At 63.9% G+C, this 23,135-nt stretch carries 22 protein-coding genes; 4 read left to right on the top strand and 18 right to left on the bottom strand.

The window, feature by feature from the left end; genetic code table 11:
* The first annotated feature begins 109 nt into the window (after window positions 1-109).
* On the top strand, window positions 110-1,516 hold the full coding sequence (locus C4S68_RS11225) for an MFS transporter (RefSeq protein ID WP_103933136.1): 1,407 nt from the start codon (window positions 110-112) through the stop codon (window positions 1,514-1,516).
* Window positions 1,517-1,534: 18 nt separating this feature from the next.
* On the opposite strand, the gene C4S68_RS11220 is transcribed toward C4S68_RS11225, so the two are convergent.
* On the bottom strand, window positions 1,535-2,761 hold the full coding sequence (locus C4S68_RS11220; RefSeq protein WP_146072116.1) for a hypothetical protein: 1,227 nt from the start codon (window positions 2,759-2,761) through the stop codon (window positions 1,535-1,537).
* 47 nt (window positions 2,762-2,808) lie between these two features.
* The gene (locus C4S68_RS11215; protein WP_103933134.1) at window positions 2,809-3,735 is read right to left on the bottom strand and encodes an oxidoreductase; all 927 of its coding nucleotides are present in this window, start codon (window positions 3,733-3,735) and stop codon (window positions 2,809-2,811) included.
* Window positions 3,736-4,109: 374 nt separating this feature from the next.
* On the opposite strand from C4S68_RS11215, the gene C4S68_RS11210 reads away from it, so the two are divergent.
* On the top strand, window positions 4,110-4,931 hold the full coding sequence (locus tag C4S68_RS11210) for a tetratricopeptide repeat protein (protein WP_103933133.1): 822 nt from the start codon (window positions 4,110-4,112) through the stop codon (window positions 4,929-4,931).
* A gap of 119 nt (window positions 4,932-5,050) precedes the next feature.
* Here C4S68_RS11210 and C4S68_RS11205 read toward each other — a convergent pair whose 3' ends face one another.
* The 8 genes from C4S68_RS11205 to yajC form a co-directional block, all read right to left on the bottom strand.
* The gene (locus tag C4S68_RS11205; protein WP_103933132.1) at window positions 5,051-5,488 is read right to left on the bottom strand and encodes an ExbD/TolR family protein; all 438 of its coding nucleotides are present in this window, start codon (window positions 5,486-5,488) and stop codon (window positions 5,051-5,053) included.
* A 286-nt stretch (window positions 5,489-5,774) separates the two neighbouring features.
* Window positions 5,775-6,209 (bottom strand): biopolymer transporter ExbD, encoded by a 435-nt coding sequence (locus C4S68_RS11200; RefSeq protein ID WP_103933131.1) that lies wholly within the window; start codon window positions 6,207-6,209, stop codon window positions 5,775-5,777.
* A 63-nt stretch (window positions 6,210-6,272) separates the two neighbouring features.
* Window positions 6,273-6,707: a biopolymer transporter ExbD gene (locus C4S68_RS11195; RefSeq protein ID WP_103933130.1), complete on the bottom strand. Its 435-nt coding sequence runs from the start codon at window positions 6,705-6,707 to the stop codon at window positions 6,273-6,275.
* A gap of 210 nt (window positions 6,708-6,917) precedes the next feature.
* Window positions 6,918-7,667, bottom strand: a complete 750-nt coding sequence (locus tag C4S68_RS11190; RefSeq protein ID WP_103933129.1) for a MotA/TolQ/ExbB proton channel family protein — start codon at window positions 7,665-7,667, stop codon at window positions 6,918-6,920.
* Between the two features lie 352 nt (window positions 7,668-8,019).
* Window positions 8,020-8,766, bottom strand: coding sequence for an energy transducer TonB (locus C4S68_RS11185; RefSeq protein ID WP_103933128.1), 747 nt, complete (start codon window positions 8,764-8,766; stop codon window positions 8,020-8,022).
* A gap of 398 nt (window positions 8,767-9,164) precedes the next feature.
* A complete protein-coding gene (secF, locus tag C4S68_RS11180) occupies window positions 9,165-10,118 on the bottom strand; it encodes a protein translocase subunit SecF (RefSeq protein WP_103933127.1) in 954 nt (317 codons plus the stop codon).
* 102 nt (window positions 10,119-10,220) lie between these two features.
* Entirely contained in the window at window positions 10,221-11,849 is a 1,629-nt protein-coding gene (gene secD / locus C4S68_RS11175; RefSeq protein WP_103933126.1) for a protein translocase subunit SecD, read from the bottom strand.
* 116 nt (window positions 11,850-11,965) lie between these two features.
* The gene (gene yajC / locus C4S68_RS11170) at window positions 11,966-12,283 is read right to left on the bottom strand and encodes a preprotein translocase subunit YajC (RefSeq protein WP_235011524.1); all 318 of its coding nucleotides are present in this window, start codon (window positions 12,281-12,283) and stop codon (window positions 11,966-11,968) included.
* Window positions 12,284-12,695: 412 nt separating this feature from the next.
* Here yajC and C4S68_RS11165 point away from each other — a divergent pair, with 412 nt between their 5' ends.
* Window positions 12,696-14,087 (top strand): MATE family efflux transporter, encoded by a 1,392-nt coding sequence (locus C4S68_RS11165; RefSeq protein WP_103933124.1) that lies wholly within the window; start codon window positions 12,696-12,698, stop codon window positions 14,085-14,087.
* A 46-nt stretch (window positions 14,088-14,133) separates the two neighbouring features.
* On the opposite strand, the gene C4S68_RS11160 is transcribed toward C4S68_RS11165, so the two are convergent.
* Both C4S68_RS11160 and C4S68_RS11155 read right to left on the bottom strand, forming a co-directional pair.
* Window positions 14,134-14,817: a putative signal transducing protein gene (locus tag C4S68_RS11160; RefSeq protein WP_103933123.1), complete on the bottom strand. Its 684-nt coding sequence runs from the start codon at window positions 14,815-14,817 to the stop codon at window positions 14,134-14,136.
* Window positions 14,818-14,855: 38 nt separating this feature from the next.
* The gene (locus C4S68_RS11155) at window positions 14,856-16,157 is read right to left on the bottom strand and encodes a collagen binding domain-containing protein (protein ID WP_160115106.1); all 1,302 of its coding nucleotides are present in this window, start codon (window positions 16,155-16,157) and stop codon (window positions 14,856-14,858) included.
* Between the two features lie 196 nt (window positions 16,158-16,353).
* Here C4S68_RS11155 and C4S68_RS11150 point away from each other — a divergent pair, with 196 nt between their 5' ends.
* The gene (locus C4S68_RS11150; protein WP_103933121.1) at window positions 16,354-17,184 is read left to right on the top strand and encodes a class I SAM-dependent methyltransferase; all 831 of its coding nucleotides are present in this window, start codon (window positions 16,354-16,356) and stop codon (window positions 17,182-17,184) included.
* Window positions 17,185-17,190: 6 nt separating this feature from the next.
* Here C4S68_RS11150 and C4S68_RS11145 read toward each other — a convergent pair whose 3' ends face one another.
* From C4S68_RS11145 to C4S68_RS11120, 6 genes are all read right to left on the bottom strand, one after another.
* Window positions 17,191-18,381 carry an MSCRAMM family protein gene (locus C4S68_RS11145; protein WP_160115105.1) on the bottom strand — a complete coding sequence of 397 codons (1,191 nt, stop codon included), beginning with the start codon at window positions 18,379-18,381 and terminating at the stop codon, window positions 17,191-17,193.
* Between the two features lie 221 nt (window positions 18,382-18,602).
* Window positions 18,603-19,430 (bottom strand): MIP/aquaporin family protein, encoded by an 828-nt coding sequence (locus C4S68_RS11140; protein ID WP_103933119.1) that lies wholly within the window; start codon window positions 19,428-19,430, stop codon window positions 18,603-18,605.
* 5 nt (window positions 19,431-19,435) lie between these two features.
* Window positions 19,436-20,644 (bottom strand): tRNA guanosine(34) transglycosylase Tgt, encoded by a 1,209-nt coding sequence (locus tag C4S68_RS11135; RefSeq protein ID WP_103933314.1) that lies wholly within the window; start codon window positions 20,642-20,644, stop codon window positions 19,436-19,438.
* 180 nt (window positions 20,645-20,824) lie between these two features.
* Complete coding sequence (locus tag C4S68_RS11130) at window positions 20,825-22,027, bottom strand: CCDC34 family protein (RefSeq protein ID WP_146072114.1); 1,203 nt, start codon at window positions 22,025-22,027, stop codon at window positions 20,825-20,827.
* Between the two features lie 90 nt (window positions 22,028-22,117).
* A complete protein-coding gene (locus C4S68_RS22935; protein WP_146072113.1) occupies window positions 22,118-22,612 on the bottom strand; it encodes a hypothetical protein in 495 nt (164 codons plus the stop codon).
* On the bottom strand, window positions 22,609-23,133 hold the full coding sequence (locus C4S68_RS11120) for an RNA polymerase sigma factor (protein WP_103933116.1): 525 nt from the start codon (window positions 23,131-23,133) through the stop codon (window positions 22,609-22,611). The genes C4S68_RS22935 and C4S68_RS11120 overlap by 4 nt, the downstream gene beginning before the upstream one ends.
* Window positions 23,134-23,135: the final 2 nt, after the last annotated feature.

Raw genomic sequence — 23,135 nt, 5'->3', positions numbered from 1 at the left:
GCAAAAGCCTGTCGATATCACGCGCCCGAGATGGCTGCCGGGGGCGTCGGGTTCACAGGCCGGTAACAAACGGGGGCATCCATCCTCAGCAGTAGTGAGGGCCCCAGTCATGCCGCCGATTCCCGTACCGTCCCGTAACAATCCCCCCGCAAACTCCGACTTCTCCGAACTCGACGACTCGAAGATCACCTCCCAGCACTGGAAGATCATGTTCATCTCCGGCATGGGCTTCTTCACCGATGCCTACGATCTGTTCATCATCGGCGTGGTGATGAGCCTCGTGAAGCCGCTGTGGCACACGGGCAAGATCGAAGAGGCCCTGGTCGATTCGACGGCGCTGCTCGCTTCGGCCATCGGTGCATTGCTCTTCGGGCGCGTGGCGGACATGCTGGGGCGCAAGCGCATCTATGGCGTGGAGGTGCTGGTGCTCGCGGCCGGGGCCATCGCCTGCTCGTTCTCTCCCAGCATCTGGTGGCTCATCGGCTTCCGTTTCATCCTCGGCATCGGCATTGGCGGCGACTACCCAGTCAGCGCAACCATCATGGCCGAATATGCAGGCAAAGCGTCGCGCGGCATGCTGGTGACTCTGGTCTTCGCGATGCAGGCCGCGGGCCTGATCCTGGGGCCGCTGTTCGCCTCTGCGCTGCTGGCGACAAACCTCGCGCACGATCTCATCTGGCGCATCCTCGTAGGCTTTGGCGCCGTGCCCGCGTTGGCCGTGTACTGGTCGCGACGGCACCTGAAGGAAACGCCCCGCTACCTTGCCGCCTCCGGCATGGAAGAAAGCGACAATGGCGAGCTGAAGCGCGCCGGCCACTTTGACCCGGAACACCACTCCGTAAGCTTCTGGGACGGATTCCATCCGCTGGCGAGCGAGAACCGCCTGCTGATGAGGCTCATCGGGGCTTCAGCCGCGTGGTTCCTGATGGACGCCGCGTACTACGGCAACACGGTCTCCAGCCCCATGGTGCTGAGCGCCCTGAACAGCGATCACACGCTGCTGCAGAAGACCCTGACGCAGCTCGGCATCTTTGTGATCTTCGCGGCACCCGGATATGCCATTGCCGCGCTCACCATGGACCGGCTGGGCCGCAAGACGATTCAGTGCCTTGGCTTCGGGATGATGACCGTGGCGTTCCTTCTGCTGGCGTTCTGGCCAGGCCTGCAGCAGCAGGTGACGCCGTTCCTGGTGATCTACGGGCTCAGCTTCTTCTTCACCGAATTCGGCCCCAACTCGACGACCTTCGTCTACCCGTCCGAGATCTTTCCGGTACGTGTGCGCACGACGGGCCACGGGATCGCCGCCGCGATGGGCAAACTCGGAGGTTTCTTCGGAGTCTTCGTCTTCCCGTTCCTGCTGCATTCGGGAGGCCTGCGCGCAGCAGAATCCACCGCTGCGGCAGCGAGCGTGCTCGGCCTGCTGGTCACCGCGACGATGCTGCCAGAAACCAAGGGCAAGAGCCTCGAGGAGATCGAGCACGAAGCCCTGGCGCCCGCAGAAAAGCTGGCGGCCTGACGTTAGCGAAAGGACATCTCAGGGAGATAGCTTCTTCCAGGGCAGCGCAGTTGTCGTCGTCACGGTCACGGCTGGCGAGAGAAGAGTCTCCGTCGTTCGCGATTCGGAAAGGCAGAAGCTGCCATCGCCGGATGCCAGGCAACCGTAGGGGAAATAGGCAACGCGCAGCGCATGCGCCCCGCTCTCACGGATCGGGTTGAAGCTGGACCCTTCCGCAACCGATGCCGGGGTCAGGTCCTCTTCGATCGACGCGCCCGCTGGGAGCGGGGTGTCGATGTCCATGGTCATGCTGCACACCAGCGTCACAAACTCAAGCGACTTCCACTCGCCTGCCTCCGTCTGGTATTCGAGCCCCCCCGGGAAGTCAGGACACGTCGTGCCTTGGAACTGAATCGCATGGTCACCCACGTTGCGGAGGCTCACGTGGAGCAGCACGCATAAGATTGTCCCAGCCCTGTCAGCCCTGCAACTACTCAGAAGCCTGTTTCCGGCAATCAGCGGATCATCCGGTGACATCAGCCGCGCTGTTAGCTCCAGCTTCAGCTTGGGCTGAGTGAAAGGGAGCAGCGGAGGGGCTGTCACACTCTCGCCTCTGGACCTCACCGCGAGCGGATCGCCATCCGGCGCACAGCTTTCGCCACAGCCAACCTCGGTCACTGCGGCTCCTGTCTCTTCTGCCTCAAGGCAGTTCTTCCCGGCAACGATCTCCGTGCATCCGCGCAACGACCAGACGGCCCGCAACGTATGCCGGCCCGGCGCGTAGCTCGTACCCCAGTTCGTGTACGGTCCCTGCGTGTCATCCGGGCGCAGCAGTCTGCCGCTGAAGCTGGTTGTCTCGCCCGGCTGAAGACGGAGATCACGCCATGCGTTCTGCACCGGACGGTAGGATGGCGGACGCCTGCGCGTATCGCACGTTTCGCGAGTACCGCCGATCCGCGACCACTCCCCACTCTTGCGATCCCGCTCCTCAAGATCGACGCTCGGCTCTCCGGCGCTGCACCCGCTGAGCCACACGGTCTGCCGGCTCACATTCGTTAGCGTCACGCGGAACCCTCGGCACGTTAGCGTGCCCTCGGCTTCGCTACCGCAGGATGGCCCGGTTGGCGTCAACGTACCCGCCGCATCTTCCAGGGTCACGCGAAACCCTGACGCCGGTGGCAGCGTTACGATGCTGGGAGGCGGCGCGGCGAAACACGCTCCCGTCCCCAGCAGAGACAACCATCCCACGATGAGTAAGCTCTGCATGGTGACCTCATCCCTTCACCCAAGTCATCGGCGCTGAAGCGGCGATCCTAATCGAGGTAATGCACCCCGGTGAGCTTCTCGCTGGCTTCCCAGAGCTGCTTCGCGGCAACAGGATCCTTGCCGTTCTCGCGAGGCTCAACGACCTTGGGCCAGCCCTTGAGCTCTCCCATGCCGTCCGGGCCGATGTACTGGCCGCCGAGCGCGGCGGGGTTGGTCGCGGCATAGAGCGTAGGCAGCGCACCGCGGGCGTCGTCCTGCGTCATCAGCGGCGCGAACAGCCGGGTGATGATGCCCTTGATGTCGCCCATGCCGGGGCCGTTCTGGAAGATCTGCGTGCGTGCGATGCCAGGATGTACCGCGAGGCTCCGCAACGTGAGGCCCGACTTGCGAGCCCGCCGCTCCAGCTCCGACGCGAAGAGCACATTGGCCAGCTTGGTCATCCCGTAGACATCCCAAGGCACATACTTCTTTTCGCCCTGAAGGTTGTCGAGCTCAAACTTGCCGTTGCGATGCGCGAGAGAGGCGACGGTGACGACGCGCGCCGCCGTGGCCTTCTCCAGCGCGGGCAGCAGCAGACCCGTAAGCGCGAAGTGGCCCAGATGGTTGGTGGCAAACTGGCGCTCGAAGCCATCGGCCGTCAGCTCCCGCTTGGCCAGCGCCATCACGCCCGCGTTGTTGATCAGCAGATCGAGCCCGCGGTCGCTGGCCAGGAAGCTTTCCGCGAAGGCGCGCACCGAAGCGAGCGATGCCACATCCAGGCTGACGACCTCGACGCTGGCCGTCGGCGTTGCCGCGCGGATACGGGCTGCGGCCTCTTCTCCCTTGGGCAGGCTCCGCACTGCGAGAAGTACATGCGCCCCGTGCGCTGCAAGCTCCGCAGCGGCCTGAAAGCCGATGCCGCTGTTGGCCCCGGTGACGATCGCCGTCTTGCCGGCCTGTGATGGCATCTGTGCTGCGGTCCACTTCTGCGCCACGCTGTCTCCCTTATGGTCGAATCAATCTGTGCTGAGGTACCGATTGCTGGGTCGATGGTACCAAGTGCCCGATATCCGCCCGGTGCGTCTTTTCTTTCCTGCACCGCGTCTAGTTGTTTCGACACCACTTGCAAATTGAGCTGGAGCCTCTTCTGTATTAGGCTTCGGCATCATACAATTTCCTCCTGCCGAGGCATGATGTTGCGTGCCGAAGGTCAGCAGGAAGAGGGAAGGCAGCCCAAATTGACATGGCACCGCTGGTCAATGGCCGTTCTCTCCCTTTACAATCACAGCGAAAGGCCCTCATTCACACACCGAGATTTGCCTCCAGGTGCGGGGCCGAAGGCGATTCTGTCCAATAGGAAGGTTTTCCGATGAAATTGTGTGCGCGCATTTCGGCAGCGGCAGCGCTGCTCGTGATCCTGGGGAGCACTGTCGGTTGTGCCAAGCTGCAGGCACGCGACCAGCTCGTGAAGGGCGTTCAATCCTTCAAGTCCGGGCAGTATGAGCAGGCCACGGGTCACTTCGAGAAGTCGATTGAGCTTGACCCGAACTACGATGTCGCCAAGCTGTATCTCGCCACCGCTTACAGCTACCAGGTCGTTCCAAACCTGGATAGCGCGGACAACCTGAAGATTGCGCACAAGGCGCTCTCCGGCTTCGATGAGGTCCTCGCGCATAACCCGAACGATATGGGTGCGCTTCGCCAGGAAGCTTCGATCTACCGGAACATCAAGGAGTTCGACAAGGCGAAGGCGATCGAGATGAAGGTCATCTCGCTGGAGCCGAAGGATGCCGAGGCTGCGTACACCATCGGCGTCATCGACTGGACCGAGGCCTACAAGAACGCCACCACCGCTCTGGCGGCTGCTGGCATGCAGGATGACGGCGCCGGCAACGTGAAGATGTCCAAGGACGTCTGCGCGAAGATCAAGACGCTGAACGCGCCGCTGGTCGACGAAGCCCAGAAGTATCTGCAGCAGGCAATCGACCTGAAGCCGAACTATGACGATGCGATGAGCTACATGAACCTCAACTACCGTCGCAAGGCTGATTTGGATTGTGGTGACGATGCTGCCCGCAAGGCTGATCTCGCACAGGCCGATGCCTGGGTGCAGAAGTCGATCGGAGCCCGCAAGGCGAACGAAGCCAAGAAGGAAGAGGCTGCTTCGCACGGTGGCATCACCGCTCAGTAGGACCGCCCAAGGCAGAGATGCCGGAATCGCTTGAAGAGGCCTCCCAACCGGGAGGCCTCTTCGTTTGTCAGCGAACCAGGTTCTTCGGCGGCTCAACATCGCAGAACGTAGAGCGGCCGCTATCGGATTCCGGCGAGTTCCCTGCTCCCTGCGATGCCTATGGGCGCCGCTCCCGCGTCCCTGGCCGTAGAGACCGCTTGAGCCACCACGGCGTAGGTGAGGCTGCGGTCCGCGGCGACCATCAAGCTTCGCTGCTGCCGTACCGCGAGCCGGTCGCGAAGGAACTGACCGAGATCCGACGCATCCACGCTTTGGCCGTCGACGCGATACGAAACCGTCGCGACGCCTGGCGATATCGAATGAACTTCCAGCATCACCGGCCCCTGGCTGGCCTCAGCTGGAGCGTTGTCGGGCTTCGCAACGGAGCTCTCCAGGCCATGCGGTATGGTCGGGACGATCACCATGAAGATGATCAGCAGCACCAGCAGGACATCGATGAGCGGCGTTACGTTGATCTCTGCGACGCTTCCATGAGCGCCTCCAGCTGACATTGCCATTTCGCACCTCCGACGCCGCAGCCGCCCTGCGAGGGGCTACAGCGATGTTCCCGTTGTCGTCTGAGGTTGGCGAGTGGACGTACTGCTTCCTTCACAGACACCGCGGAGCTTCGAAGTGTTCCCTGCGCCGGATTCAAATCCGGCGGTTGTGCGAACGAGCGCAAAGTAGATCGTTCTGGCCGCAGACGCAACAAGGCGCTCCCGCTGCAGGTCCGGTCGTTATGACCGTTCCGCGCTGGAACGCCCCGTTGGGATAGCCTTCGCCGGCCTGTTGCCAGGCCGTTCCTTAGTGTCCGGCTTCGATCTGCGGCGTGATGATGCCGACGTTGGTCACGTCAGCCTGCTTGCCGAACCCGATGCCCTGAGCGACAGTGCCGTAGTCCAGCTTGGCATCGCCCTTGATGAACATGACCTTCTCCGACCGGGTCGCGAAGATCTTGGTCAGCTCGTTGGCGACGTCGTTCTTGTCGAACTGCTGATCGTTGATCTTCCACACCGGAAGCCCCGTGCCGCCTTCAATCTGAAGCACGATGGTACGGTTATTATCCGGAGGCGGAGGCGTGTTGTTCTTTGGCGGCTGCGGCACCAGGGCCTCAAGGCCCTTCGGCGTGGTCGGCACGATCACCATGAAGATGATCAGCAACACCAGCAGCACGTCGATCAGCGGAGTCACGTTGATCTCCGAGACCGATCCTCCTGTACTTCCACCACCCATTGCCATAAGACGTTCCTCCTCTTCGAGGTTGTTCCGTAGAGCGCGTTGCGCGCGTCATCCGAGCCGGTGTTAGTTGGTCGTCATGGCCGTGAGCAGATTGATCTGGCTCACACCAGCCGTGCGGATGGCGTCGATGGTATCCATCACCTTGCCGTAGTTCGACCGTTGGTCGGCGCGCAGGTATACGCTCTTGTCATCGCCCGGATTGGTCTTCTTCGATTCCAGGTCAGCGACCTTGGTTCCGAGATCGGACAAGGCTACCTTGTCGCCACCGAGGAAGGTGAAGCCGTCGCGATTGACCGAGACGGAGATCGCGTCATCCTTGCTGGCGTTGTCCATAAGAATCGCCGCATTGACCTGGGGCAGGTCGACGCTGACCTTGTCATTCAACATGGGAGTGATGACCATGAAGATGATCAGGAGCACCAGCATGACGTCCACCATCGGCGTCACATTGATGTTCGAGTTGACCTTCTTGCCCTCTGCCCTGATTGCCTGTGCCATAAGCGTTTGCTCCAAATGCAGGGTTGCGAGTCCCCGTGCTGAATCGAAATGCTTGCCGGCGAGCGGTCTCTGGCTTCCTGGCTCGGCGCCCGGCTGTCCGCTCACTCGGCCAACCGGGCTTCCGGATTTTGCAGGAAAGAGGATTCTCGCGTTCGTTACAAACCTGGTCGGTAGCGCAGAGCCTGTGACGGCCCCGCGCCCCGATTCAGCCTAGCGGTGCGACTGCTTGATGAAGTAGTCGACGAGCTCGGAGGAGCTGTTGTCCATCTCGACGTCGAACGCTTCCACCTTCTGGGTGAAGTAGTTGAACGCCATAACGGCAGGGATAGCGACGAACAGACCGAGAGCGGTCGTGACGAGCGCTTCCGAAATACCACCGGCGACGGTCGCGATACCCTGGCTCTTGGCCGTAGCGATCTGCTGGAAGGCGCGGAGGATGCCCATAACGGTGCCGAGCAGACCGATGAACGGTGCCGTCGAACCGATGGTGGCGAGACCGCCGAGGCCCTTCTTCAGCTTGGCGTGAACGATCGACTCGGTGCGCTCGAGTGCGCGCTGCGAGCTCTCGATCTGCTCTTCCGTAATCGCGCCACCCGAACCGAACGAACGGAACTCAGTGAGACCAGCGGTAACAACCTCAGCGAGATGCGACTTCTTGGAGCGATCGGCAACCTTGATCGCCTCGTCCAGACGGCCTTCCTTCAGCGCGCCGGCAACCTTGGGAGCGAACTCACGCGACTGGCTGCGGGCAGCCGAGAAGTAGAGCGCGCGGTCAATCATGACGGCCAGCGACCAGATCGACATGATGAACAGGATGATGACGATCGCGCGAGCGGGCCAGTTCATCGAAGCCCACATCTGCATGGGGCTGAAGCCGACCTGCGGGGCAGCGTCGTCCTGGAACATGGCGAGTGCGGAGAGAGCCTGATGCGAGACGGTGGAGAGATGAGCGAGAATCACGGAATTCGTTCCTCCTGGCTGGGGTAAAGCTATTGGGTTCGAGCGGTTGAAAGGTTGATCTTGCGTAGAGATCCGTTGCGAGCAGCGCGTTGGAGGCGGACGGAGCAGGTGCCCTGTGGGGCTCTGCCCGCTGCCGCGTATCTCCGTGGCATTGAGGCTCAGGATCATCCGAAGCCAGGTTCGAGGTCGTTGAAGACCGCTGAGTCTGGCTTCCAGGTCTTGCGGAGGCGCAGGTAGCTCACGGGTGAGCTACCTGCTCTTCCAAAGGGACGTAGATTATCGAAAAGCGGTTACCGTGATCGGGCTTGCCTGAGAATCGAGCCAACCGCCCGCCTCAAACGTCCCGCGGAGATCAACCACCGTTCATGTTGAAGTTCACCGTGATCGTGGTATCGACCTCGGTCGGATCTCCATTGAGAAGATACGGCTTGTAACGCCACTGCTTCACGGCGTCGATGGCCGCAGCCTTGAGCATGTCGGGGCCGGAGATCGCGGTGAGATTCTCGATCGCTCCGGTCTTGGAGATCACAGCGTGCAGAACGACCGTGCCGCTGACGTGTGCAGCCTTCGCGATCGGCGGGTACACAGGCTGTACCTTGCTCAGGATCTGGCCGGCCATGACGCCGCCCGAGATACGAGCCGGACCCGTGGGCTTGGGCTTCGCCACAACGATTGCCGGGCCAGCTCCGGTGCCGCCGGGCATACCGCCCAGAATGCCACCCGGTGCGCCGCCAGCCATACCGCTCATGCCGGCAACACCCATACCGCTGGACGGAGGAGGCGGAGCCTCATCCTTCACCATGTTGATGTTCTTGGGAATCTTGGTGGGCGCGTGGAGGCCCTGATCGATCTCCGACGTCATCTTCGGCATCGGCTTGATCTCCGCCGGAGGTGGTGGCGGCGGGGGGGGAGGAGGAGGTGGCGGCGGGGCCGCGATCGACGCTGCGAGCGAGTTCTTCGGCAGCGCCTCCGGGAACAACAGCGGAACGATCGCAAGCGCGACAACGATCGTCCCATTCAGGGCGAAGGTGCCAATCATCCAGTACCTGGATGATGTCTTGATCTTTCCCGCTGATTCCATCATGGAATCTTCGAACATGGTCAACCCCTCAGTGCCAGCGGCCTTTGGTTCAAGGTCCTGGCTTCGCTGCGACCTTTAGACACCACGCCCTGCCAAATTGTTCCCAGATTGGCAGAGGATTATTTGTCAGGTGGTCGGTGCGTTGCGCTAATCCTACACGCGACAGGCCAGCTTTGTGGAGAGGGGCTGGCGGAAAATCGCACAGCGAGGGGGCCTGGCAATAGCACTGGAGACCGGGATCGCGCTGCCTGCACTCTTCCCGGTGCAATCGGCCCTGCCGGGCGTCCTGGGTCCGCGGAGCGGCCCAGCGCCCACCTGCGATGTCACGCCTCGCCAACGCATCTGTGAGGGCCGGAAACGCAGAGGACGGGCCCCCGGGCCCGTCCTCTGCGAGTGATTGGTGCGGATAGAGAGAGTTATCGGGCGCCCTTGGCTGCGGGCAGCGAGACGCGCTTGCCGCGGGCCTGGCGCCAGTCCTGGTAGGCGACCAGCATCGGCGCCGCTACGGCGATCGACGAGTACGTGCCGATCAGAATGCCGATGACCAGCGCGAACGAGAAGCCGTGCAGCACCTCGCCGCCAAAGAGGTAGAGGCAGAGCACGGTAAGGAACGTCAGGCCCGAGGTAAGGACCGTTCGGCTCAGTGTCTGGTTGATCGAGCGGTTCACCACCGAACTCAGCGTCTCGCGGCGGCTCAGGGCCAGGTTCTCGCGGATGCGGTCGAAGACCACGATCGTATCGTTCATCGAATAGCCGACCAGCGTCAGGATGGCTGCGATGACCGTCAGCGTGATCTCCTGGTTGGTGAGCGAGAACGCTCCCACTGTGATCAGCGTGTCGTGGAAGACGGCCACGACGGCGGCGACACCATAGATCAGCTCGAACCGGAACCACAGGTAGATCAACATGCCGATGAGCGAATAGAGGACCGCGAAGCCGGCCTGGCGAGTGAGCTGCTTGCCCGCAGTCGGGCCGACGATGTCCACCTGCTGCACGGTGAAGGTCGAGTCGTGATAGTTGGCCTGGAGAGCGTTCTCTACCTGGGCGCGGCCAGCATCGTGGGCCGCATCCGAGGTCTCCGGCAGCGCGATCTCCACGTCATTGGCAGCCTTCCCGTTGGCGCCGGAGATGCGCTGGACCCCTGCGCTGGAGAGACCGGCGGCCGAGAGGGCCGCGCGAATGTGATCCTCATGCGGCGCAGAGGCGAACTCGACCGTGATGCGCGTGCCACCCTTGAAGTCGACGCCACGAGGAACGCCGTGCCAGAGAAGCATGCTGAAGACGCCAGCGACCGAAAAGATCAACGAAAAGCCAAGGAAATACCACTTCTTCCCCAGCCAGTCGATGTTAGAGCTCCGAAAGAATTCCACGTTGAACCTCAGATACGAAATACGAGATGCGAGATACGGTTGATTCAGGCCGAAGCCCAGGGCGGTGCGCTCGCATCTCGCATCTCGCCTCTCGAATCTTCTTTAGATCGACAGCGCGGCGCCGCGTTCCTTCTTGCTGAGCAACCAGTCGAAGATGGTGCGCGAGACAAACACCGCGGTAAAGATGTTGGCCAGCAGACCGAGCGTCAGCGTGACCGCAAAACCCTTCACCGGCCCCGTACCAAAGAGGAACAGGATGCCGGCCGAGACGACGGTCGTGACGTGCGTATCGACGATGGTGATCCAGGCGTGGTTGAAGCCGTCCTGAAGCGCTGCGGCCGAGTTCTTGCCGCTGCGAAGCTCTTCACGGATGCGTTCGAAGATCAGCACGTTGGAGTCGACACCCATACCGATGGTGAGGATGACGCCGGCGATGCCGGGCAGCGTGAGCGTCGAGTGCGTGTAGCCCATGAAGCCCAGCAGGATCAGCAGGTTCAACATCAGCGCGAGATCGGCGTTGATGCCCGCGCCCTTGTAGTACACGAGCATGAACACCATCACGACGAGCATGCCGATGACCGAGGCCATGACGCCATCGTGGATCGATTGCGAGCCGAGACTGGGGCCGACGACGCGGGTCTCGATCTGGGTGATCGTCGCCGGGATGGAGCCCGAGCGAAGCGCCTGCGAAAGGCTCTCGGCCTGCTCCTGCGTGAAGCCGCCGGTGATCTGGCCGTCGTCGCGGATGGCGGAGTTGATGGTCGCCACCTCGCGCACGCGGTTGTCGAGGACCACCGCCATGGCGTTGCCCACGTTGCTGGACGTGTACTTGTAGAACCGCTCGCCGGCATCGGTGGTCAGCGAGAAGCGGATGTCGGGGCGGCCATTCTCATCGGTGGAGGGCTGCGCATCGCGGAAGTCCGTGCCTTCGACGACCGAAGCGCGCTTGAGCACCCAGGACTGGTCGGGACCACCCATGCCGTTGCCGCCCGTGACGATCTCCTCATCCGGAGGAAGGACGCCGCCGATGGCCGCGAGGGCCTGCGTGGGGTCGGGATAGGGGTTGCCGATGACCTCGTGGATTGCGAGCTTCGGAGTGGTCTCGATGATCTGCTCGACCTTGGCCGGGTCGAAGACGCCGGGGAGTTCGAGCAGAATCTGGTCGTCGCCCAGGCCGTACTTCTCGACGACAGGCTCGAGCGTGCCAAGCTTGTCGATGCGCTCGCGAATGGTCTCGATCGAGACGTCCAGCGTGCGCGACTCGGTGTCGCGGATGGCCTGCTGCTTGAGGACCATCGTGTAGCCGGAGCCGGTGGAGTTGACGTCGTAGTTCGCGTACTCCTGGCCGTTCAGGACACCGCGGATATCCGACTGCTGGTTGGCGCTGCCACCGGCGATCTGGATCATGTTCGCCTTGGCGACGTCAAAGCCCTGCTGCGAGGACTTCTCGCTGTCGGCGGCATCGGCAGCGTTCGGCTTCGTGGCGGTTGCGGTGTAGGTCGCAAGCTCCGTGTTGAGCCGCTGTACATCGCGGTCCGTCTCGGCGTTCACCGCCTCCGTGACGTGGACCTTGAGCACGAGGTGGATACCACCCTGCAGGTCCAGACCGAGGTGGATGCGGTCGGCGATTGACTGCTTGAGACCGCCGTGAGGAATACCCACGATGCCATATGCGAACACCAGCAGTACGCCGATGATGATCGCGAGCCTTGTGCCCAGATTCTTACCCATCGATCCTGACTTCCTTCAACTTCGCGCGGGCCTTAAGGCCTCTGCGCCAACTCTGCGTATAAATGCGTACGCTCGCGATTTCCCAACTGCTAATGCGTCTACGGACTGTTTACTGTCTACTTCTTTTCCACGGGCTCGTCGGTGGTGACGGCCGCGATGGCGCTCTTGACGAACTCCAGCTTGATGCCGTCGGGAGAGGTGCGGATGATCAGGGAATCGTCCTTGACCTGGACGATGGTGCCCTTGATGCCGGCGTTGGTGGTGACCTTGTCCCCGGCCTTGATCGCGGAGAGCATCTGGTTCCATGCCTTCTGCTTGCGCTGGTTGGGGACGATCATCAGGAAGTACAGCGCCACAATGGGCACCAGGTAAATCAGGCTGCCATAGGACCCGAGGGATCCCGCCGCCAACAACGCCATCGCCAAACCGTTCAACGCTTATTTCCTCGCCGCCGACGCTGTGCGCGCCCTGCTTCCCGGCTCCCGCTGTGGAGGGAGTTCCGCGGCGTCCTTCATGAAGATTTCGGGTGACTGCTTTAGCCAGTGCGCCTGCTTACGCGGCGTCCGGACACCAGCGAAGGTCTGCAGCCGGGGTTTTCGCCCAGGACGCACGTACAACGCTGGCTCAATCGCACCTGAGCGTTAAGCATCAGGGAAGGGCGTTGCGGTGTCAAGAAAATCGCAGGGTTTCGCGCTGTGGAGCACATTGTGGAGCAGTCCCTTGCCCTCGCCAGGGGCGCTCATCGCTCCAGACTCCCCGCTCGCGACTCGATCCCCCTATTTGCACTTCTCACTTGCCACTTATCACTTCCCACTCCTGGCGCTGCTACCCTGACCCATGCCCGGAATGACAAGCATCCGCCGTGAACTCAAGCCCCTGTTGACGCTGGCGGCTCCGCTGATCCTGGCCGAGCTGGGCTGGAACGCGATGAGCGTTGTCGACACCGTGCTGGTGGGCCGGTTGCCGCACTCCTCCGTGCCCATGGGCGCGGCTGCGATCGCGCAGGTGATGTTCAACGTCTGCACCTTTGGCGCGGGTGGCGTGCTGCTGGGTCTCGATACGCTGATTTCACAGGCCTTTGGCGCGCGTGAGATCGCTGAGGCCAACCGCTGGCTGCTGCACGGACTGGTCCTCGCGGGGATCGTCGCTGCCGGGCTGACCGCGCTGTTTCTTGCCGGGCCGCACCTGCTGGTCCTCATCCCCATGGACGCCGAGGTCCGTCGCCAGGCCGTCCCCGCGATGCAGGGCCTCAGCTGGGGAGCGCTTCCGCTGCTGCTCTACTTCACGCTGCGGCGCTACCTGCAGGCGGGGCATCACGCGAAGCCCATTGCGTTTGCGCTGGTCTCGGCGAACCTGGTGAATGCGGCCGGCGACTGGCTGCTGATCTTCCCCCACGCATGGCGGGTGGGCAGCCACGCGTTGATCCTGCAGGGTTTCGGCGTAACGGGCTCCAGCTGGTCGACCAGCTTCGCACGCCTGTACCTCTTCCTGTGCCTGGTGATCGCGGTGCTTTGGGCCGACCGCCGCCACGGCTACGGCCTGACCGCCACGCGGATTCGGATCGAAGGCCAGCACATGCGCGCCCTGGTAAAGCTGGGAGCCCCGGCAGCGGCACAGGTCTTCATCGAGGTGGGGATCTTCGGCTTTGCGAGCTCCGCGATTGCCAGCTTTGGCCCCCTGCCGCTGGCGGGACACGAGGTCGCGCTGCAGTGCTCGGCAACGACGTTCATGGTGCCGTTTGCCATCTCCGCAGCGACCGCGGTGCGGGTGGGCCATGGCATCGGGCGCCTGCGGGCGCAGCCGGATGTCGCGCCGAAGGACGCTCCTGCCGCAGCCGGCTGGGCAGGCGTCATCGCAGGCGGAGGCTTCATGCTGCTGTGCGCGGTCGCCTTCTTCACGATTCCGACGCAGATTGCGCGGTTCTTCACCCCGGACCCAGGGGTAATCGGCGCTGCGGTCCCGCTGCTCGCCATCGCCGCGTGCTTCCAGTTCTTCGACGGCCTGCAGACCACGCTGACCGGCGCCCTGCGCGGCGCTGGCAACACGACCGCGCCTTTCCTCACGCAGCTCATCTGCTTCTGGGTGGTCGCGATGCCGCTGGGCGCGCTGCTGGCCTTCCACTTCAAGCTGGGAGCCGCTGGCGTCTGGATGGGGCTGGCGATCGCACTGGCCGGGGCCGCCGTGGTGATGACCTACGTGTGGTGGAAGACGACAAAGCGGCTGGCAGAACCGGCGTAAGGCCCCGGTCTGAAGACGCGGCCATGGAGCAACCGTCTCTTTCCCGCTACTCGGGCAGCGCCTCCGCGATCTGCTCCATCACGTCGAAGGCCTCGTCAACTCGGTCCGCAGCTACGTTGAACCGGATGGGAGCTGCGGCATCTTCCTCGTCCTGATCGACGACATAGGGCAGTCCATGTCCTTCCAGGGCAGCCTTCACGATCACAGCCTGCGCGGGCGTGAACTCACCCAGCGGAGCGTAGTCCTGGCCGTCGCCCATGTCGTCGTCGCCTTCGGCAGGCGGAAAAAGCCCCAGAGCGCGCTGCAGAACGTCGCGTGCAGCATCGGCGTCGGTGCGCTCGACGATCAGTTCGAGGAGCGTGCGCGAGTCGCCGCCAATGTACCGCATCATGCGCTCGGTGATGCGGTGGGGCACCTCAGCATCGCGTAGCGCAGCGATAGCCTGCGAGGCCTCCAGGCCGTCTCGGAAAGTAATGAGGGACTGCTCTCCCGGCTCCAGCTCCTTCGCCTCGCCAATGGCGAGATCGCCACGGGAAACGGAGTTCGCTTCGGCCCCGTCGGCCGGAACCGGCTCGAGCCCGCGCTGCTGGATCGTCCTGTCCAGCGCCTGCTGCGCGAGCTCGGTGAGGTCGTGGCGGCGGTCGTGCAGCTCATGGAGTTCTTCGTCGGCTTTATCTGCGTAGAGGGCGAGCAGACGTTGCCATTCGCGGTCGGTGTTTATGTCGGGCACGTCGATGAGGGTAGCATCCGGCGGAGGTGAAGGCGGCGCTACTGGCTGCTGTTCGGCGTGAGGTTGATCGACACGCCGCTGACATCCGTATCGGCCACGCTGAGCGAGCCGGAGTACTGCTGGTAGGTCGTGCCCGGAGTCGTCGAGGCCTGCCCGCCGCGGCGTCCACCGTTGCCACTCATCGGGTTGCTGCTGGCGCCGTTGACCGAGAGCGTGTAGTTGCCGGAGGGCACATAGCTGAGGGTGAAGGTTCCGTCCGAAGCGATGGCGGCGGTGCGGTTCAGCGTGCTGTCCGTGGTGTCGACGAGGCGAACGCTGCCCGACTCCGGCTCCGGGCCGGAGGTCGCACCGACGCGGCCCGTCACCGTGTGCAGCGCATGCAGGTCGATGACCCATTGCAGGTCGTCGCGCTCCTCGCCCTGGTGGAGGGTGATGCTCTGCGCATCGCTGCGGCGCAGCTTGCCGGGGGCATAGATCGTGAGTGCCTGGGTGCGCTGCATGAAGTTGGTGTTGCCGCCGACCGAGGGAGCCATCAGCGTGGCGCGCACTACGTAGGTCCCCGGCGCGAGGCCGGTGATGCGGAACATGCCACGGTCGTCCGACATGGCGTTGGCGGCCCCGGCGATGTTGATCGCCCGCCCCCCGGACTGATTCACAGCGGCAGTGGTGCTGGTTCCGGCGGTCATCATGAGACCGCTCACCTGCACGCCGGCGGCCGGGGAGCCGTCCTCCCACTGAATTCGTCCGGCGACGGTGCCGCCGCGGGTAAGCGACACATTGGCGGTCGCCATGGAGCCCGCCGTGACATGGACGGTGGGAAGGCTGGCCAGCAGCGCCTGCGCATCGGCCCCGTCGGCGACGCGGGCCTGCAGCACCATGGTCTCGCTGATGTATCCGGCGGCCTGCCCGGCTACGTAATAGTCTCCGGTCGTCACGTTGGTCATGACGAAGTTGCCGTCGAGGTCTGTCCGGGCATTGCCTCCCGAGCCTCCGAAGCCGACGAAGCCGCGCACGATGCCGGGACGCGAGCTGTCCGTCTGCACGTTCTGCACGGGAATGAGAACCACCTGGGAGAAGCGCGCGGGTTGCTGGGTGTCGCCGAAGACCACACGGCCGGAGACCGAGCCGGTGAGCTCCGCAGAGGACCGCGCGTACGCTCCGGCGCCGCCAGTCTGTCCGGCTTGCCCCGCCTGTCCACTCAGCTGGCCCTGGACTGCCTGCTGCCCCTCCGGCGCGGGCGGAAGCTGGCCGGTAGCCCAGGCTCCAAGGGGCGCCAGCAGGCAAAGGGCTGCAGACGGCACGACGAGCGACTTCCACCAACGGCCCTGCGGGTGCATCACGGCGAACTCCATGGCGCAAGGATGCCATACCGGCCGGCGGTTGGACACTTGCGCTGCGATGAGAGACGAAGGAGGGGGGCCATTCGTCATGCGGAATCGTCGTTGTGCGTGATATGTCTTTCTTGACGCAGGGCCCGGCGGGGGCGCAATCTTCAGAGCACGCAAACAAATTTCAATGAGATAGGGGGATCGGCTTATGTCGTCCAACCCTTTACCGCCTCCGATCGAGAAGATCAAGGAGGGCATGCGAGCCACGTGGATGGCCGGTGATTTCGGCATGGTAGCCAGGACCATCGCGCGTGGCGGCGAGGAGTTCGTCGCCGCGCTGCAGCTGCCACCGGCTCCCGCGAAGGTCCTCGACATCGCTACCGGGACCGGCAACCTGGCCGTGCCTCTTGCCGCACTGGGCTATGACGTCACCGGTGTGGACATCGCGCCGAACCTGCTGGAGCAGGCCCGCGAACGCGCTGCAGCAGCCGGTCTGACGATCCAGTTCGACGAGGGAGACGCCGAAGCGATGCCCTACGCGGACGAGAGCTTCGACGTGGTGGTGAGCATGTTTGGCGCGATGTTCGCTCCCCGGCCCGCGCTCGTCGCTGCCGAGTGCGCCCGCGTGCTGAAGCCCGGCGGCCTGCTGGCGATGGCCAACTGGACGCCCGGCGGCTTTACCGGGAGGATGTTCCGGCTCGGGGCAGGCCATGTTCCCCCGCCTCCCGGCATCGATCCGCCGGTGCGCTGGGGAGATCCCGCGACCGTGCGGGAACGGCTCGGTGCGGGCTTCGAATCGATCGAGTTCGAGGTGATCCCCATCGACTTCGATATGCCGACGCCACCCAGCGGCGCGGTCGAGTTCTTTCGCAAGTACTTCGGGCCGACGCAGGTTGCGTTTTCCCGGCTGACGACGGCCGGACAGGTGGCCTTCACCGGCGACCTGACCCACCTCTGGACCGAAGCCAACGTGAGCGGCGATCCCAACCGGACCCTTGTGAAGAACGAGTACCTGAAGGTGACGGCAAGAAAGAAGTAGCCCGGCCTACTTGGGCGTGTCCGCGCCGAGAGACTCCATCGCCTTCTTCAGAGCGTCGTCGCCCCTGGAGGGATTGGTGTCGATCGCCATCTCAAAGTCCTGGCCCGTGACGTTCGTGTCCGTGACGATGATCTGGCGTTTGGCGTCGACGTAGCTGCGCAGCGTCTTCTCCGGCGGCCCAAAGATGTTGGGCTTGGCCGTCGGCTTGCCGGGCTCGGTGTCTTCGGCGTCGCCGACGTTGAGCGTGTAGGTCCCGGGCGGCACGAAGTTCAGCTTGTAGTTCCCCATCGCATCGACCGCAGCCGAACGTGCAAACTCAGGGTCCTTCTCGTCAGTAAGACGAACGGTGGCAGAGTTGATGCCGTGATGGTCCTCGAGCGAAGCGACGCGGCCGGTGATCGTGTGCAGTCCACCGAGGCGCAGCGTGATGGTCACATCGCGGTGGTCATCGCCCTGCGTCACCGAGATAGCCTTCGCGTCCGCGCGATGCACGGCCTCCGGTGCATAGACCAGAAGGGGCGAGACCGACGCGAGCTTCTTGAGGTTGGCCGACGCGCCAAAGCCTGTTTGGCCATTGGACTGGATGGTGGCAAGCACCACGTAGTCGCCCGGGATGAGGCCTGCGACGCGGTAGTGGCCGAGGTCGTCGGCGATGGAGAGAGAGCCCAGCACGTTGGCGATGCCGAGCAGGTTGAACTCCGCCGGCGGATGCGCCTTGCCGGCCTTGGGCTGCACGGTGATGATCGCGCCGGAGACCGGGCTGCCGTCGTCCCACAGGACCGTGCCCGAGATCGCGCCGCCGCGGGTCATCGTGGCATCGGCAGTGAAGCTGTGGTCGGAGGTGACGTGCAGCGTCTGGATACCCGGCAGAGGCTTGCTGAGGTCCGCGCCGGCATCGATGGCGGCCTGCACCTGCGAGAGCGGAGCGACGTAGCCGGTGGCCGTCGCGAAGACGTAGTAGTCGCCCGGTGGAACGTCCGTCGCGGCATAGTTGCCGTCAGTGTCGGTCTGCGTGTTGATGAGGTTCATCTTGCCAAGGCTGGCGAACGCGGAAGTGACGGCCTTGATCTGCGCATCCTCACTGGCGTTGGGATCGGGAGCCTTGTAGGCCGTGACCTTGGCAGGTATACCGAAGAGCGTCACATGCGCGAACCGCGCGGGCAGCTGCGTATCCCCGGCGGTGACGTGACCGGTCACCGTGCCGGTCCCTTGCCGCGAACTGGGCTGCTGCGCAGATGCTGCCAGCGCCAGAAGAGAAAGCGCTAGGATGAGGGGCCGTGGTCGCATGCCTGAAGTATGGCGGAGCATTCCGGCGGGAACAATGAATTGGGGACGATATCTTTCGGCGGCTCGCTCGACGGGGGGCGGCGGGATCTCGACGCGGGCCGCATGCGCCCGGGATCCATCGATTTCGAGGCTCAGGAAGTTGGTTCGACTGCGGTCAGCTCCGCCGGCTCGTGGGTGAGGCGGCGGTGGCTGAAGTAGAGATGGCGTGTAGGGTCAGGCTGCGCAAGCTGGACGTAGGCCTCCGCCGCAGCGAACATGCCCAGCAGCGGCGCGGTGAAATAAATCCATACCGCAGTCCACAGGTGCGCCTCAAGCGCTGAGCCGAAGGTCCGCGCAGGATTGATGCTGAAGCCGGAGACCGGAGCAAAGACAAAGACGTAGCTCGTGATCAGAAGGCCCATCAGCCATGTCGTGTACGCCGCCAGCCGCCTGTTATTGGAGGTGACGAGGACGGTCGCCATGAGCAGCGCGGCCATGAAGGTCTCCGCAGCGAATGCTGCGGATGGCCCGCCGATTCCGGGGACGGTGACGGCATAGTTCACCTGGGGAAGCCGGATGATGGGCCCAAGGAGCAGGGCGGCGAGCAGCACTCCGAGTGGCGCACCCGCAAAGTGCGCGAGGACGTACAACACCGTATCCCGGGGACCGATCTTGCCGAGCCGGTAGAACGTGAGCGAGATGGCCGGATTGAAGTGCGCGCCCGAACGCCTGCCCCATGGCGACTTGATGATCACCACAGCGGTCAGCCCCATCGAAAGTCCCATCAGGAACCGGCGAAGCGTAGAAGGCAGCCCAGCCAGAGGAGAATGCGGATCGAAGAGCAGGGCCGTACACAGGCACGCCGAAAGCATGAAGGCCGCCAGCTCCGCGGCCTCATAGAGATAGAGCGGCCAGTGCGCCCTGAGCGCCGCGGCCAGCGAAGGATAATGCGAGGGGCGCGGCTTGAGCCAAGTGGCCACAGGCCTCAGACCTGCGCCTGGAGCTCGGCCCTCACGCGGGTCATCGTCTCCAGGTAAAACGCCACGTTGTGGATGGAGTTGAGCATCGCTCCCAGCGGCTCATCCGACACGTACAGGTGCCGCAGGTAGGCGCGCGAGTACCGCTCACACACCATGCATTTGCAGCCCGCATCGATCGGCCCGTGGTCCTCGGCGTTGTCGACGCGCTTGATGTTCCAGCGGATGGGTTTGGACGCCCGGTCGTTCGGGTCTTCGCGGATGAACACGAGACCGTGACGGCCGGCGCGGGTGGGCAGCACGCAGTCCATCATGTCCACGCCCAACTTCGCGTACTCCTCGATCTCGTCCGGATAGCCGACGCCCATCACATAGCGCGGCTTGTCCTTGGGCAGAATCTCCAGAGAGAGCGCGATCATCTCGCGGGTGACCTCCCGCGGCTCGCCAACGGCAAGCCCGCCGATGGCATACCCCGGGAAGTCCATCTCGACCAGCCGCTCGGCAGACTCGCGACGCAGGTCCGGATACATCCCGCCCTGCACAATGCCGAAGAGCAGCTGATGCTTATCCGAGAAGCGAGTGTGATCATACGTGCGACCGAACGCGGTCGAACCGCCGGGGGCCAGGTCTAATCCCTGTTCCCTAATCCCTAATCCCTGCCCCCACGGCACTTCATGCCGATGCTCCTCCCAGTACCTCTTCGACCGCGCCGCCCACTCATGCGTCAGGCCCATAGAGTCGCGCGTGCGTTCCCAGCTGGCGGGCGTCTCGACGCACTCGTCGAAGGCCATCATGATGTCCGCGCCCAGCGCGATCTGCACCGCCATCGAATGCTCCGGCGAGAAGAAGTGCTTCGACCCATCGAGGTGCGAGCGGAACTCCACGCCATCGGGCGTGACCTTGCGCAGCTTGCTCAGCGAGAAGACCTGGAAGCCGCCGGAGTCCGTCAGCATCGGCCGCTGCCAGCTCATGAAGCGATGCACGCCGCCCGCGCGGCGGATGAGCTCATGCCCGGGCCGCAGGTACAAGTGGTAGGTGTTCGCGAGGATGATCTCGGCGTTGAGCGATTCGATCACGCTCTGCTCGATGGTCTTCACCGTGGCAGCGGTGCCGACAGGCATGAAGACGGGGGTCTGCACCTCGCCATGAGGGAGACGGAGAACGCTGCGGCGGCCGCCGGCGGGGGTGGTGTTGTGAACGGTAAAGTCGGGCTGCATCCAGACTTCATTGTAGAAGTCGGGCACGAGATGCGGGTTTTTCGTCGCCTCTTGTCCTGGGACGTTGGACAACGGGCAAACTGAGAGCTAAGAGCTGCTGAAAAAGATTCCCCGGAAGGGTGGGCCTTCCGGGGCTCTCAATGGAGGTGCGGCCGTGCTTCTCAGCGTTGCTTGTGCCGTCTAGTTGCGGGACTGTTCGCGCTGCTCGTTTTCCTGCTTATCCTTCAACTTCTCGTCCTTCTGCTGCTCGTCCTTCTGCTTCACCTTGTCCTTGATCTCGGAGGAGTTGAGGCGATCCATGCTGCGCTGCATGTCGGTCTGCATGCGGTTCATGCGCTCCAGAAGCTCTGGGGAGTTGATCCGGCTGACGCCCTCGGCCATGCGGGCTTCGCTTTCCGCCATCCGCGCTTCCCCTTCGGCCATGCGCTTCTGCTCGGCGGCCATGCGCTCCGCCATCTGCTGGCCGTCGACCTCCACTCCAAAGTTGCCGGGACCCAGGCTTTCCAGGCGCAGATTGACGCCGTCGAGGCTGTCGAGATGGGCCAGCTGCACATTCAGCCCAGCCAGGCGCTCGCGGTCGACCATGGCGAGCATCGGAGCGATCAAGGCCGGGCCACTTGGGAAAGCCATCTCGCTCGATCCACCGTCGGCGCTCTGGCGGCGGATGTTGTGGATGAAAGTCAGCGAGCGGGGCTCGACCGTGATGATGGCGCTCTCGCGCATGCCGTCCGTGCGGCGCTTGTTGCAGACGTCGCTGGAGCTGCCGGTCTTGAAGTTGCGGGTGTGCACGGAGCAGAACCAGTCGCCGCTGTTGAGCTTGGCCCGGAACTTCTCGACCTCGGCCATGTCGTACATGCCAGGCTTGTCGTAGGTGTAGGTGCGCACCACGTTGAGCACCATGCTGCGGGCGCTGTGCCGGCCGTTGACCATATCCAGCGACGAGGGATCCATGTTGATTTCGGTCACGTCGGTGGCGTTCTTCGCGAAGACCTCGGTGCCCTGGAAGAGGTCGTCCTTGACGTCATTGGACTGCCCCATGGCGCCGGGCTGGCCTTCAAAGATGCCCGCGGGCGGCTCAGGAGGAGCGGGCATGGGCTCGGGCGAAGGCTCGGGCGATGCTGCCGAGGCGCGAACGAAGACGGCGGGAACACCGCTCCGGGCGTAGGTGTAGGCGTAGGTGTAGGCCACATGGGACTTCGCAGTCGCGGGGGATGCGGGGGCGGCAGGAACTGCAGGAACGGTCGCCGTGGCCGGTGCCGGGGGAGCGGCAGGGGCTACGGGCTCGACCTGGGCCGAAGCCAGGGTGGCGGAAAGGGTGAGGGCAGCAGCGAGAGCTGCGGTGGACAGGGTCCTGGTTGAGAAGCTGTGGGTCGTGTTCTTCATCGTCTTTGTCCTTCGTCTGCTGCTGCTGGATCTGGTGCTGCTGGATCTCATGTGCCAGGCCTTGCTGGCTGGGGTGTTGCGTGCCGGCAGCTATTCGTTGCCGAGCGTGATTCCCTGCTCTGCCAGCTGCTGGCGGACGTGCTCGAGAGCTTCATTCCGAATGCGCATCGAGGTGTCGAACTCGCGTTCGGCGGCGGCGCGGCGCTCATGCTGCTCGTGCAGATGCTGACCCGTGAAGATACCCGCGACGAGCGTCGCCGCGATGGCTCCCGAGGCCCAGCCCAGCCACTGGCGGCGAGGTATGACGAACATGCGGCCGAAGCCGGATTTTGGTGAGGGTCCCGGGGAGCGGCCCGGGACCTCCACCGCTGGGACCTCGACGACTGGCACGTTGACGACAGGCGCCGTGTCCCCCTTCGCCGCCCGGTCCATGAGGCGGGCTGCGAAGCCTTCCGGCGCGTCCACACGCCGCAGCGCGCGCGCCAACTGCTGCTCAAATTCCAGTTCGGGCGTCGAATCGTTCTCTAACCTGTCCCCGGCTCCTTGAATCACTTCAAACTTCCTGTTGTCTTCAGGCCCGTTCATCGCACGTACTCCTTCATCGTCACGGCCGCTTTGCGGCGCAGCAATTGCAAGCCGCGCTGCAGATGGCTCTTCACCGTCGCCAGGGGCTGACCCAGCAGCGACGCAATCTCTTCCGGCATCATGTCCTCCTGGTAACGAAGGACAACAGCCACACGCAAATTCTCCGGCAGGGTCCGCAGCAGCTCTTCGAGCCGCGCTTCCACCTCGGGGCCCACGCTGGCACTTCCAGCACTGGCCGACGGGCTATGCACCTCATCCATCCACTCGTCGGCGTCCGCCTCCGGCTGGCGTTTCTGCCGCCGGAGCGCGTCCGTCGCCCGATGCACGGTGACCCTGCGCAGCCAGAACCGGGCGTGATCTTCGCCGGTAATCCGCTCGCTGCCGCGGTACAACTCCAGAAAAACGTCCTGCGCGACCTCTTCGGCCGTGCCGTATTCGCCGGTGACGCGCAACGCAAGGGAGAACACCATGCGCTGGTGCGCTTCCACCAGTCTTCGAAACTCGCCACTCTCGATGGTCATTC

Origin of the sequence: Bryocella elongata (genome assembly GCF_900108185.1) — a bacterium.
Classification (GTDB): domain Bacteria; phylum Acidobacteriota; class Terriglobia; order Terriglobales; family Acidobacteriaceae; genus Granulicella; species Granulicella elongata.
Note: the sequence above shows the minus strand (reverse complement) of the source record. Positions and strands in the feature narration are given on the sequence as shown.